This is a genomic window from Guyparkeria sp. SCN-R1 (assembly GCF_003932495.1).
GTDB lineage: Bacteria > Pseudomonadota > Gammaproteobacteria > Halothiobacillales > Halothiobacillaceae > Guyparkeria.
Map to the genome: position 1 here is coordinate 96,766 of NZ_QZMT01000001.1, position 12,984 is coordinate 109,749.

At 65.7% G+C, this 12,984-nt stretch carries 11 protein-coding genes and 1 other RNA gene; 11 read left to right on the forward strand and 1 reads right to left on the reverse strand.

Annotation, left to right across the window (positions count from 1 at the left end; translation table 11 throughout):
- Window positions 1-383 precede the first annotated feature (383 nt).
- Window positions 384-707 (forward strand): H-NS family nucleoid-associated regulatory protein, encoded by a 324-nt coding sequence (locus D5687_RS00455; RefSeq protein ID WP_125197788.1) that lies wholly within the window; start codon window positions 384-386, stop codon window positions 705-707.
- A gap of 119 nt (window positions 708-826) precedes the next feature.
- Here the strand turns inward: D5687_RS00455 and D5687_RS00460 are convergent, their stop codons facing one another.
- Complete coding sequence (locus tag D5687_RS00460) at window positions 827-1,990, reverse strand: hypothetical protein (RefSeq protein ID WP_125197789.1); 1,164 nt, start codon at window positions 1,988-1,990, stop codon at window positions 827-829.
- A gap of 131 nt (window positions 1,991-2,121) precedes the next feature.
- On the opposite strand from D5687_RS00460, the gene rnpB reads away from it, so the two are divergent.
- The 10 genes from rnpB to ftsW all read left to right on the forward strand — a co-directional run bounded on the left by rnpB (window position 2,122) and on the right by ftsW (window position 12,981).
- Window positions 2,122-2,478, forward strand: an RNA gene (rnpB, locus tag D5687_RS00465) — RNase P RNA component class A.
- Window positions 2,479-2,833: 355 nt separating this feature from the next.
- A complete protein-coding gene (gene mraZ, locus D5687_RS00470) occupies window positions 2,834-3,286 on the forward strand; it encodes a division/cell wall cluster transcriptional repressor MraZ (protein ID WP_125197790.1) in 453 nt (150 codons plus the stop codon).
- Complete coding sequence (gene rsmH, locus D5687_RS00475) at window positions 3,283-4,206, forward strand: 16S rRNA (cytosine(1402)-N(4))-methyltransferase RsmH (protein WP_125197791.1); 924 nt, start codon at window positions 3,283-3,285, stop codon at window positions 4,204-4,206. The genes mraZ and rsmH overlap by 4 nt, the downstream gene beginning before the upstream one ends.
- On the forward strand, window positions 4,203-4,463 hold the full coding sequence (ftsL, locus tag D5687_RS00480) for a cell division protein FtsL (RefSeq protein ID WP_125197792.1): 261 nt from the start codon (window positions 4,203-4,205) through the stop codon (window positions 4,461-4,463). Before rsmH ends, ftsL begins: the two co-directional genes overlap by 4 nt.
- Window positions 4,460-6,229: a penicillin-binding protein 2 gene (locus D5687_RS00485; RefSeq protein ID WP_125197793.1), complete on the forward strand. Its 1,770-nt coding sequence runs from the start codon at window positions 4,460-4,462 to the stop codon at window positions 6,227-6,229. Before ftsL ends, D5687_RS00485 begins: the two co-directional genes overlap by 4 nt.
- 1 nt (window position 6,230) lies before the next feature.
- On the forward strand, window positions 6,231-7,748 hold the full coding sequence (locus D5687_RS00490; RefSeq protein WP_125197794.1) for a UDP-N-acetylmuramoyl-L-alanyl-D-glutamate--2,6-diaminopimelate ligase: 1,518 nt from the start codon (window positions 6,231-6,233) through the stop codon (window positions 7,746-7,748).
- Window positions 7,745-9,199 carry a UDP-N-acetylmuramoyl-tripeptide--D-alanyl-D-alanine ligase gene (gene murF, locus D5687_RS00495; RefSeq protein ID WP_125197795.1) on the forward strand — a complete coding sequence of 485 codons (1,455 nt, stop codon included), beginning with the start codon at window positions 7,745-7,747 and terminating at the stop codon, window positions 9,197-9,199. Before D5687_RS00490 ends, murF begins: the two co-directional genes overlap by 4 nt.
- A complete protein-coding gene (gene mraY, locus D5687_RS00500; RefSeq protein WP_125197796.1) occupies window positions 9,180-10,262 on the forward strand; it encodes a phospho-N-acetylmuramoyl-pentapeptide-transferase in 1,083 nt (360 codons plus the stop codon). The genes murF and mraY overlap by 20 nt, the downstream gene beginning before the upstream one ends.
- Complete coding sequence (murD, locus tag D5687_RS00505; RefSeq protein ID WP_125197797.1) at window positions 10,262-11,728, forward strand: UDP-N-acetylmuramoyl-L-alanine--D-glutamate ligase; 1,467 nt, start codon at window positions 10,262-10,264, stop codon at window positions 11,726-11,728. The genes mraY and murD overlap by 1 nt, the downstream gene beginning before the upstream one ends.
- Window positions 11,725-12,981 carry a putative lipid II flippase FtsW gene (gene ftsW, locus D5687_RS00510; RefSeq protein ID WP_125197798.1) on the forward strand — a complete coding sequence of 419 codons (1,257 nt, stop codon included), beginning with the start codon at window positions 11,725-11,727 and terminating at the stop codon, window positions 12,979-12,981. The genes murD and ftsW overlap by 4 nt, the downstream gene beginning before the upstream one ends.
- Window positions 12,982-12,984 lie beyond the last annotated feature (3 nt).

Consider the following 12,984-nt stretch of genomic DNA (forward strand, 5'->3'; position numbering starts at 1 on the left):
GGGATGTGACGTTGCGCGCCGGCTGACACCGAGATAAGACAAGCCGTGCTTTTATTAAGGGGTCGCCTTGCGGCCCTTTTGGCTATCTGCCGGCCGACTACTTAATGCATTTTGTCGTGACAATCGTCGTTCCGACCGAAAATAAGTGGCAGGCCGTTTCACGGTTTTCGATGAGGAGATGGTTTCGCCGGAACCTTTCAGGTAATCGCGAGGTTTTCACAGGGCGGCGATTATGGCTCGTCAGGCGTTGACCTGTTTGATTTAATGGGCTAGATTCCCGAAGCATTAGGCCGGGCCATGGAAAGCGCGGCTTTCTCCGGAACGAATGTGGATTCGAGTGAATCCCATTCCGGTCATTACTTTTTTCAGGGGTACCTATCCAGATGAGTCAATTCGACGTAAAGAACCTTTCCGCCGATGAACTGAAGAAACTGGTCAATGACGCCGAGCAGGCCCTGCGCGAGCGCAGCAAGCAGCGCGTCATGGAGTTGCGCCGCGAGGCCGAGGCGCTGGCCAGCGAGCTCAACACCACCGTGGCCGATATCTTTGGTCTGGAGAAGGGCAGCAAGCAGTCGGGCAAGAAGTTGCCGGCCAAGTACATGAACCCGGCCAACCCGTCGCAGACCTGGTCGGGGCGTGGCAAGCGGCCCAACTGGCTGGTCGATGAGCTCAACAAGGGCAAGAAGCTCGAGGACTTCCGCATCTGAATCATTGGCCCCGGTGTTTGATCGGGGTGCGGCGAATCGTTTCGACGATTCGGTCGAAAAGAAAGGCCCTGCCAAACGGCAGGGCCTTTTTGCATGTGATCCGATTGTATGCGATTCGATTAGCCTTGCTGCTTGATGCGTTGGGTGAGCCATTCCGGTGGTTTGTCGATTTTATCCAGGCAATGTCGCGCGGCGCGTTCGATCACGCCGTGCTCGTGATAAAGCCCTTCTTTCTCGGCCCATTCGCGCACTTCCTCTTCGAGGATGCCGTGGTGTTTCGCCACGCTGATTAGCTGAACCACGCCGTCACGGTGCCATTTCGCTTGGGTCTGGCTTTTCTCCTGCTGGCTTTCGGCGACGGCTACCGAGGCGGCGGCAATTAACGACGCGCTCTCGTCCCGGCGAGCTGAATCGCTTCCCAGCAGCCTGGCGGCCAGTGGGCAGGTGACCTCGGCGGGGGCGCGCAGCGATAGGGCGGCCGTGAACGCCAGCAGCAGATGTTGTGGGTCGTTGCCGGCCTGGTCGACGAGTCGGTTGAGTACCGTGCGGTAGTCGCCAGCGCGGACCATCAGGGCGATGCCGCGGTCGCGCAGGTCCGGGTCGAGCTGGTCGCCGAGTCGATCGAGTACCCGTTGCCACAGGCCCAGGCGTTTCTCGTCGAGATGGGGCGAGAGAATCTCCACGGCCTCTTCGGCGCCGCCCTGTTCGACCAGTTGCTCTATCAGGGTGTCGGCCGCGTGTTCCAACCACGTCGGATCGTCGCAGCGGGCGGCCGTTTCCACGGCTTGTGTCAGGACCGGGATGGCCTTGAACAGGCTCCCCTGACGACGGAGCAGGGTGGCCAGGTCTAGGTGCACCTGGGTGGCGATTTCCGGCGGCAGGGTCGCGAATTCCGGATGGGCGACCAGATCGCGAAGTCGGGTGGTTGCCTCTGCCACCTTCCCCCGCGCGGCCAGGGCCAGGGCCAGGGTGTGCGTCAATCCGGCGTCCCAGGCCTCGCCCAGCAAGCCCTCGGCCAGGTCGCTGGCTTCCTGCAATTGCCCCTCGCCGATAAGGGTCACGGCGAGACCGTCGCCGATCTCGAATCGGCGCGGGTCGTGGCAATGACGCATCCAGTCGAGTAGCCACGGCAGTTCGTCACGAGCGATGCGATCGGTCTGCCAAGCCTGTTCGTAGTACCAGTCGATCACGTCTGCGGCCTGATCACAGTCCACGCGACTGGTGGCTGGTTCGGCCATTTGGCTGCACAGGGTGTCGAGAGGGGCGGGGAGCGATTCGGGCATGGCTGGGCTCGAGGCAAGGGTGTGATCTGAACGGTTTCGGTGTTCGAAGTCTACCGGACTCGCCCCTGGATGACGGCGCTCGAATCACGCTCGCCTCGACACCGCCTGCGGTTTCTTTATACTCCGCCGCCGGAGTTGGCCAGATTGTCGCGGCGTTCCTCGTGAACGTCGAGGAAAGTCCGGGCTCCATAGGGCACGGTGCCAGGTAACGCCTGGGCGGCGCGAGTCGACGGAAAGTGCAGCAGAGAGTAGACCGCCGATGGCCACCGCAAGGTGGCACAGGTAAGGGTGAAAGGGTGCGGTAAGAGCGCACCGCACGCGTGGTAACACGTCGTGGCACGGTAAACCCCACCGGGAGCAAGGCCAAATAGGGGAACAATGGCGTGGCCCGCGCTGTTCCCGGGTAGGCTGCTCGAGCGCGACGGTGACGTCGCGCCCAGATGAATGGCAATCCACGACAGAACCCGGCTTACCGGCTGACTCCACCCCATTATTGTGTTTTCGGCGGAACGGTCCCGTTTCCGCCGGCGAACGCGGCTGATCGAAGCCCTGCCGACTTGGCGGACACGCTCGACTCCACGCGCGGCACCCGTACCCGATTTCCTCCCACTTTCCCCCACCGGCACTTCGGTGCGCCGGGATGCGGCTGCGCACATCCTCGTGCGCTTTGTTATCTATGCGCGGTAACCCCCTGTTTTTATCTGGAAACAGCGTCCCGATTTCCCTTCCTTTGTTGGCTAACTCCTTGTGGTCAAAAGAAAAATGCCGCCATTTGCTTGATAGCCCTGTTGCCTGGGGCTATAGTGCGCGCAGGTGTAGAAAAGTGGGAAAAAGTGGGAAAAAGTGTTCCGAGGCATCACCAACCTGAATCTCGACGCCAAAGGTCGCCTGGCCATGCCCACGCGTCATCGGGAGGCGTTTGCCCAAGATGAGAACCAACTGATCCTCACCATCGACACGCAGGAACACTGCCTCCTTATCTACCCGCTGGCGACCTGGTTGGAAATCGAGAAACAGATCGATGCCCTGCCGTCCTTCAACAAGACCGCCAACCGCATCAAGCGGATGTTGATCGGTCACGCCACCCAGGTCGAATTCGACTCGGCCGGCCGTATTGTCATTCCCCCCGCGCTGCGCGCCCACGCGAAGCTGGAAAAACCGGCCGTGCTGGTCGGGCAGGGCAAGAAGCTCGAGCTCTGGTCGCAGCCACTGTGGAGCCAGATGACCGAGGAGTTCCTCGACCAGTCCGACGAGGACGACCAACTGCCCACGGCCCTGGAGACCCTGTCGCTATGACCTTCGATGCCAGCCACGACACGGTGCTGCGCGACGAGGCGGTTGATAACCTGGTCACCGACTCGGCTGGCATCTATGTGGATGGCACCTTCGGTCGTGGCGGCCACAGCCGCGCCATTCTGGCGAAGCTATCCGCGAAGGGGCGACTGGTCGGTTTCGATCGCGATGCCGAAGCCGCGGACAGTGCGGCCCGGCTCGCCGACGAGGATTCTCGCTTCTCCTTTATCAAGGCCTCCTTTTCCGGCTGGGGCGAGGCCCTGGCCGAGCACGGCATCGACCAGCCGGTGGACGGCGTGATGTTCGATCTGGGCGTGTCCTCCCCGCAGCTCGATCAGGCCGAGCGCGGTTTTTCGTTCCGATTCGACGGTCCGCTGGACATGCGGATGGACCAAAGCCACGGGCCGTCGGCGGCCGACTGGCTGGCGGTCGCCGAGGAAGAGGAGATCCGTGACGTGCTGTTCCGGCTCGGCGAGGAACGCTTCGCCCGTCGGATCGCCGCCGGCATCGTTGACCGTCGCGAGCAAGCCCCGCTGACCCGCACGACTGACCTCGTGGATTGCGTCGTCGCGGCCATCCCGAGGCGCGACCCAAACAAGCATCCGGCCACCCGCACGTTCCAGGCGATCCGGCTCTATATAAACAAGGAACTCGACGAGATCACCCGGGCCCTCGAGCAGGCGCTCGAGCACCTCGCGCCGGGTGGCCGGCTGGTGGTGATCAGCTTCCATTCGCTCGAGGACCGTATCGTCAAACGCTTCATCCGCGATCACAGCACGGCCGGCAAGGATTTCTTCGGCAACCCGGTCGGCGAGGTGGCGTTGAAGAAAGTCGGCAAGGCCATTCGCGCCGGCCGCGAGGAAACCGCCAAGAACCCGCGTGCACGCAGCGCGATCATGCGGGTCGCGGAGCGCACGTCATGAGGGCGGTCAATCTCTTCTTGCTGGTGCTGGTTGTCTCGAGCGCCCTCGCGGTGGTGGTGCTGGTGGCCGAGGATCGGCGACTGACCCAGCAGATCGCCGTGGCGCGGGACGGCATCGAACGTCTCGAAGGGACCTATGCCGAGCTGCAGCTCGAAGAGGGCACGTTGACCGCCCAGGGGCGGATCGAACGTATCGCGACTGAAGACCTCGGCATGCGTCCGCCGGCCGAGGATCAGATCACGGTGGTGTTCCGATGAAGGCGGCCTGGGCATTTATTACCCGTTGGGCCACCTGGCTGGGCGTGCGCTGGCGTGCGGGTGTCGTGCTGATGGTGTTTGCGTTCGCGGCAGTCATGCTGCTCGGTCGGGCGGTGCAGTTGCAGGTCACCGAACGGGATTTCTATGCCGAGCAGGGCGGTGATCGCCAACAGCGCGTACAGACCATTGCGGCCCATCGCGGCATGATCACCGATCGCCACGGCGAGCCGTTGGCCATCAGCGTCGCGATGCACGCGATCTGGATCGACCCCAAGGTGATCGGCGCCCACCCCGAGGCGGTCACCCGGCTGGCGAAAATCCTCGATCAGCCTGCCGCCGAGTTGCAGCGGCGGGTACGTGAATACGGCTCGCGCCGGTTCCTGTACGTCGCCCGCCAGGTGCGCCCGAGCCTCGCCGAGGCGGTGCGTGCGGCCAAGCTGCCGGGCGTGGGTCTCAAGCGTGAATACAAGCGTTTCTATCCGACCGCGGACGTCACCGCGCCGCTGCTGGGCTTTGCCAATATCGACGACGAGGGGCTGGCCGGCATCGAGCTGAGTTTCGACGAGCTGCTAGCCGGTACCCCGGGCAAGCGACGCATCCTCAAGGACGGTGATGGTCGCGAGATTGTCGACCTGGGCGTGGTTCAGGCCGCGCGGCCGGGGCAGGATCTCGCCCTCTCCATCGATCGGCGGTTGCAATACCTTGCGTATCGCGAACTATCGCGTGCAGTCGAGGAGCATGATGCGCTGGGTGGATCGGCCACCCTGATGAACGTGGCCACCGGCGAGGTGTTGGCCATGGCCAGTGCGCCGTCGTTCAACCCGAACAATCGGGCCGCGATCGACCCGTCGCTTACCCGTCACCACTCGATAGTCGATCAGTTCGAGCCGGGTTCGGCGGTCAAGCCTTTTACCGTGGCCGCTGCGCTCGCCAGCGGTCGATGGCAGCCGTCCGATACCGTCGACACGGCCCCGGGCTATCGTCGGGTCGGTGGCTTTACCATCCACGATCACCGCAATTACGGCACGCTGGACATGACCGGCCTGCTGGAGAAATCGAGCAACATCGGTGCGAGCATGCTGGCCGAGGACCTCGGGGCCCAGGTCATCTGGAACACCTACCGGGGGCTGGGCTTCGGGCAGGTCACCGGCGTGGGTTTCCCGGGCGAGGCCTCCGGCTCGCTCAGCCTGTGGCGCGACTGGCGTGTGGCCGACACGGCCGCACACAGCTACGGCTATGGACTGGCGGTTACGCCGTTGCAACTGGCCTCGGCCTATGTCGCACTAGGCAATGGCGGTCAGTTCGTGGCACCCAGCCTGTTGCGCCTGGACGACCCACCCGAAACGCGGCCGGTGTTCGAGCCCGAAGTAGCCGACCGCGTGGTCGGCATGTTGCGTTCCGTGGTTTCGCCGACCGGCACCGCACCCGAGGCTGCCGTAACCGGCTTCCAGGTTGCCGGCAAGACCGGCACCGTGCGACGCCTGGGCGAGGGCGGCTACTCCCGAACCGACTACAACACTGTCTTTGCCGGCCTGGCTCCGGCGAGCGATCCGCGGCTGGCCCTGGTCGTCGTCCTGCATCGGCCCAATGCCGGCAAGGTCTATGCCGGCGATGTCGCCGCACCCGTCTTCCAGCGGGTGATGAGCGGTGCGCTGCGCATGCTCAATATCCGCCCGGACAACCTGCCGGAACTGCCTGCCGGGCAGATTGCCGGGGACCTGCCGTCCGTGGTGGCCGACTCCAATCGATCCCGGGAGGCTGGCTGACATGGCGCGCGTGGCATTCCCCGAAATCGGTTTGCGAGAGATTGCCCGGCTGCGTCATGCCGGCGCCCCAGATCGTCGGGTGCGTGCGATCAGCGACGATAGCCGCGATCTCGATGCCAGCACGCTCTTCTATGCCCGCGAAACCCAGTCGCACGATGCCGATCGGTTCGTCGCGGATGCATTGGCCCGCGGGGCGGCCGGAGTCATTGGTGCCGGGCTTACGCCGGCCAAGGGCGTGGTGCTGGTCGACCGCCCGGAGGAGGCGATCGCCGAACTGATCATGCAGGCCAATGGCTGGAACCACGAGGCGGTTGCGATTACCGCGGTCACCGGGACCAACGGCAAGACCACCGTCTGCCACCTGATCGCCGGGTTGATCGGCTTCGACGGCGAGCCCGTCGGGGTGATCGGTACGCTGGGTTGGGGGCTGTGGTCGCCGCGAGCGGAGTACCAGTCCACGACCAACACCACGCCGGGACTGATCGAAAACTGGCGCCTGATCGGTGAACTGGTCCGTGAGGGCGCGCGCGAGATCGTCATGGAAGTCTCCTCCCACGCCCTGACCCAGGGCCGGGTAGACGGCCTGCCCATCCGCACCGGGGTGTTCACCAACCTCGGTCGGGACCACTTCGACTATCACGGCGACGTCGAGGCCTACCTCGGGGCCAAGGCCCGCCTGTTCGCCTTGCCGAGCCTGCGCCAGGCGGTACTCAATGCCGACCAGTCGGCGACGGCGCGAATGCTCGACACACTCGCCGCCCGAGATGACGCGCCACGCCAGCTGTGTTACTCGCTGGCCCCGGCGGCCGGCTCGACCGACTGCCGCCCATGCCTGACCGGCGTGCTCGAGGCCCCGGAGTCGGGCCGCATGCGACTAGCAGTCAGCGGCTTCGGCGAACGGGCCGAGCTCGAGGCGGCGCTGGCCGGTCGCTTCAATGCCGAGAACCTGCTCGCCGCGCTGGCCGCGCGCTTGGTAGTGGGCGAGACGCTCGATGCCCTTGCCCACCATGTGGGACGGCTCAAGACCCCGCCGGGCCGGATGGAAACTTTTGTGATCGGTCGCGGCATGACTGCCGTGGTCGACTACGCCCATACCGCCGATGCCCTGGAGAACGTGCTTGCCAGCCTGCGTGAAGGGCTGCCTCATGGCGCCCGCTTGGGTGTGATCTTCGGCTGTGGCGGCGACCGCGACACCGGCAAGCGCCCGCTGATGGGAGCCGTGGCCGAACGACTGGCCGACTGGGTAATCGTCACCAGTGACAACCCGCGCAGTGAATCGCCCGAGGCGATCATCGACGCGATCCTGACCGGCATGACGCACCCCGCGGAGGTCGAACGCCTCGTCGATCGGCAGGAGGCGATTGCCAACGGTATCCGCCGGCTCGCCGACGGGCGTCCGGGCGATTGCCTGCTGGTTGCCGGCAAGGGCCATGAAACCGGCCAGGAAGTCGGCGACCAGGTACGCCCGTTCGATGACCGTCTGGTGGTTCGCGAACAGGCACGGGAGGTGGCGCCATGATTCGGGCCACGCTCGACCAGATCGCCCGCTGGGCCGAGGGACGCCTGGCCCCGACCGCCGACGGTGGAGTGCCGGTAGCCGGCGTCGGCACCGACACCCGCGCCGAGCTGGGTGGCCGACTGTTCGTCGCCCTGAAGGGCCCGAACTTCGATGCGCATGGCTTCATCGACCAGGCGGCCCAACAGGGGGCGGTCGCCGCGCTGGTCGAACGCGAACAACCGGATTGTGCCCTGCCACAGGTGATCGTCGACGACACGCTCGCCGCCCTGGGGCGGTTGGCCCGGGGCTGGCGCGAGGCGGTCGATCCGACCGTGATCGGGATCACCGGCAGCAGCGGCAAGACCACCGTCAAGGAACTGCTAGCCGCCATGCTGGGTCAGATCGGCGCCACGGCGGCCACCCGCGGTAATCTCAACAATGACATCGGCGTTCCACTGACCTTGCTCGACTGGGCGCCCGAAACGCGTTTTGCGGTAGTCGAGATGGGTGCCAACCACGTTGGCGAGATCGCCCGGCTGACCGAGTTGGTCGCCCCGGACATCGTCGTGGTCACCATGGCCGGTCGTGCCCACGTAGGCGAGTTCGGCTCGGTCGAACGCATCATCGAGGCCAAGGGCGAGATCTATCGCCACTGCCCCGCCGCGGCCCGAGCGCTGATCAACCTGGATTCCAACGGCGCCGACCAGTGGCTGAAGGCCGCGCCGCAGGCCGAGACCTTCACGCTCGATCCCTGCCATCGTGAATGGGCAACCTGGTTCGGCGAATACGATGCGACGGCCCACGAGCTGTCGGTCACCGAACGCAGTCAGCCGGTGTTCGATCGCCTTGCCGTGCCCATGGCCGGTGCGCACAACGCTGCCAATCTGCTCGCCGCGATCGGGCTGGCACGCCTGGCGGGTGCGCCCGTCGAGGCGATCACGACCGGGCTGTCCACCTTCCACCCGCCGGCCGGTCGGATGGGTCTTGTGGTGCTCGCCAACGGCTGGCGATTGATCGATGACAGCTACAACGCCAACCCCGAGTCCATGCGGGCCGCACTCGGTTACCTGGCCGGCCAGCCCGGGGCACGGTTTGCCGTGCTCGGCAGCATGGGCGAGCTGGGTTCGGAGGACGAGCTACTGCACCGCCAGTTGGGCGAGTTCGCCGCTGGCCAGGAACTCCAGGGGGTGATCGCGGTCGGTCCGGGGGCCGCGGCGCTCGCCGCCGGTTTCGAGGCCGCCGGTGGCCCGGCCGACTCGCTCGAGGTGGTCGAGGACAGCGAGGCGGCCACCCAGGCATTGCGCCAGCGCCTGGCCGACCGCGGCCGGACGGCCGTGACCGTGCTGCTCAAGGGCTCACGCTTCATGCACATCGAACGGGTCCGCGAGGCCTTCGAACGGGAGATCGGCATCACGCCGGGGACCGGCAATAAAACCACAGGGAGAGGGCGAGATGCTGCTCTGGCTGACTGAATGGCTGACCCAGTACGCCAGCTTCTTTGGCGTATTCGAATACCTGACGTTCCGCGCGATGCTGGGCGTGGCCACGGCGTTGTTGATCTCGCTGGCGATTGGCCCGTTCGTTATCCGCTGGCTGCAAAGCGTCAAGGCGGGTCAGCCGATCCGCGAACTGGGCCCGCAGACCCATCTGGCCAAGGCAGGCACGCCCACCATGGGCGGGGCGCTGATCCTGATCTCGATTGCCGTGTCGATGCTGCTCTGGGGCAGCCTCGGCAATGTCTATGTATGGGTCGCGCTGCTGACCACCATGGGCTTTGGTCTGATCGGCGGTTGGGACGACTACCTCAAGCTCTCGCGTCGCAACAGCGACGGACTGGCCGCGCGTTGGAAATACCTGGGCCAGTCGGTCATCGCGCTGGTCGCCGCCGTCTTCCTGTTCTCGATCGCCGAGACGCCGGCCGAGACCAGTCTGCTGATCCCGCTGGTCAAGGATGCCCTGATCCCGTTGGGCTTCGGCTTCGTGATCCTGACCTATTTCGTGGTAGTCGGCAGCTCGAACGCCGTCAACCTCACCGACGGGCTCGACGGGCTGGCGATCATGCCCACCGTCCTGGTCGCCGGCGGATTGGGCGCGTTTGCCTACGTCACCGGTCACTACGAGTTCGCCAATTACCTCGGCCTGCCATTCATCGCCGGGGTGGGCGAACTGGTGGTCTTCTGCGCCGCGATCGTCGGTGCGGGGCTCGGCTTTCTCTGGTTCAACAGCTACCCCGCCCAGGTGTTCATGGGCGACGTGGGTGCGCTGGCCCTGGGTGCGGCCCTGGGCATCGTCGCCGTGATGGTCCGCCAGGAAATCGTGCTGTTCATCATGGGCGGCATCTTCGTGCTCGAGACCGTCTCGGTGATGCTCCAGGTCGCCTCGTTCAAGCTGACCGGCAAGCGCATCTTCCGCATGGCGCCGATCCATCACCACTTCGAGCTCAAGGGCTGGCCCGAGCCGAAGGTCATCGTGCGCTTCTGGATCATCACCGTGATTCTGGTGTTGGTCGGCCTGGCAACGATGAAGGTGCGCTGATGAAGCTGATTGTCGGCATGGGACAGACCGGATTTTCCGCGGGGCGCTTCTTCGCTCGTCGTGGCGAGTCGTTCGTCGCCGCCGACACCCGCGGGGCGAGCGCCCCGCGCGCCGCCTGGCTCGAGGCATTCGGCGTCGGCACGGTCTTCGACGGGGAGATTGGCGCGGCCATGCTCGACTCGGCCGACCTCCAAGCACTCGACGGCATCGTGTTGAGCCCGGGTTTGAACCCCGCGTCCGAACCGCTGGCCGGGCTTCTGGACGAGGCGCGCCGTCGCGGCATCCCGGTGGAGAGCGACATTGCCGTCGCCCTGCGCCACGCCCCGGTGCCCTATGTCCTGATCACCGGTTCCAACGGCAAGAGCACGGTCACGGCACTGACCGCCGAATTGCTCACCGCCGCGGGCTACCGGGTGGCCATCGGTGGCAATTACGGCACCCCGGCCCTGGACCTGCTGGCCGAATCGGGCGATATCCTGGTGCTCGAGGTCTCGAGCTTCCAGTTGGAGGCCTGCGATCCCGAGGCCATCCGCGCACGGGCCGCGACCGTATTAAATATCAGTGCCGATCACCTCGACCGGCACGGCTCGATCGAGGCCTACGCGGCGCTCAAGCAAAAGATCCTCGTCCATGCCGAGACGGCCGTGATCAATGTTGACGATGCGCGCGTCGCGTCGATGGCGGCCGACAGTGGCGCTCGGGTCGTGACCTTTTCCGCCGGGGCGAGCGACGACTCGCTTGGCGCCGAGCATCGCTATTACCTGGATGCCGATGGCGAATCCCTTTGCCGCGACGACCAGGTGCTGTTCGCCGGCGAGGATCTTTCCCTGCCGGGGGCTCACAACCGCATGAATGCCTTGGCTGCCCTGGCGCTGGTCGAGGCCGTAGCCGGTCGAGCCGCGCTCGACGGGGCGGCCCTGCGCGCCGCGTTGGCCACGTTCACCGGCCTGCCGCATCGCATGCAGGTGGTCTGCCGCTGGCCGGTTAATGGCGGCGAGGTGCGCTTCATCAACGACTCCAAGGCCACCAATGTCGGTGCTGCCGTGGCCGCCATCGACGGGTTGGCCGCGGGCGGCGTGGCCGGCCAGGTAGTGATCGTCGGTGGGCAGGCCAAGGGTCAGTCCTTCGACGAGCTGGCCACGGCCCTCAAGACCCACGCCCTGGGCGTGGCGCTGATCGGCGTCGATGCCGACCGGATCGAATCGGCGCTCGTCCCGGTCGCCGGGGGCACGTTGCCCATCGCACGTTGCGAGTCGCTCGAGGCCGCCGTGACCTGGGCCGCCGAGCAGGCCTCTGCCCGGGTATCGCCAGGTCGGCAGGTAGTGGTGTTGCTGTCCCCGGCCTGTGCGAGCTTCGACCAGTTCCGCGGCTATGCCGATCGCGGCGAGCATTTTGCCCGGGCGGCCGAGTCGATCTGCGACCCGCGTGATGTACCGGCGCAGGTGTCCGTGGAGGTGGCCTCATGAGCCTGTGGCAACTCAACGCCCGCGGTTGGCAATCGCTTGGACGCCTGGGCAGCCAGGGTCTGCAATGGCTCGCCGATCGCAATGTGGTCGACGGAGCAAAAGATGCCACCAGCGGCATTTCCCTGGATCGGTCGCTCCTCATCGCGCTGCTGGCGCTGTTGTCGATCGGCCTGGTGATGGTCGCATCGGCCACCCTCGGCATGGGCGATTCCGCGGCAGCCGGCCGGGGTCTGCTGATTCGTCAGTCAGGCGCGGTGGTCGTCGGCTTGATCGCGCTGTCGGTGCTGCTGATGGTGCCGTTGCGCCACTTCGTGGCCCTGCGCAATGTGATCCTGATCGCCTCGATCCTGTCCTTGGCCGTGTTGTTCATCCCGGGGGTGGCACACACCGTGAACGGCGCGACGCGCTGGATCGATCTGGGCTTCATGCGGGTCCAGGTGAGCGAGTTTGCCCGCCTGGGCATGATCGTCTGGATGGCTGCCTATCTCGGTGTGCACCTGGAGAAGGTACAGACGCGTATCCGCGGCATGGCAGCCCCGGTGGCCGTGATCATGCTCGCCTCGACGCTCCTGCTGCTGCAGCCGGACTACGGCAATACCCTGGTGCTCGGCGCGACACTCTTTGCCATGGCCTGGCTGATGCGCGCCCAGCTGCAAACCATGTTGATGTTGATGGCCGCCGGCGGGGCATTGGCCGTGGTCGGCGTGTTCTCGGCCCAGTACCGGGTCGATCGTCTGCTGTCATTCTCCAATCCCTTTGCCGACCCGTTCGGCGACGGTTATCAGCTGGTCAACGCCCTGATTGCCATCGGTACCGGCGGGCTGTTCGGCCGCGGTCTGGGCGAGGGCGTGCAGAAGCTCGCCTATCTGCCGGAGGCGCACACCGATTTCATCTTCGCCGTCTACGCCGAGGAGTTTGGCCTGTTCGGCGTCATCGCGTTGCTGGGGCTCTACGGGGTGCTGGTCTGGCGTGGCTTCGTGATCGCGCGCATGGCTTGGGCGGTGAAGCACTACACCGGCGCGGCGCTGGCCTGGGGCATCAGCACCTGGATCGGCATGCAGACGCTGATCAACATGGGCGTGAACATGGGGCTGCTGCCCACCAAGGGCCTGACCCTGCCGCTGATCAGCTACGGCGGTTCGGCGATGGTCGCGACCCTGCTCGCCATGGGCCTGATCCTGCGCGTACACCACGAGGCCAGCCGGGCGATGGCCGAGGCCGGTATCGAGGATGTGCGGGAGGTGACCCGGTGAGCC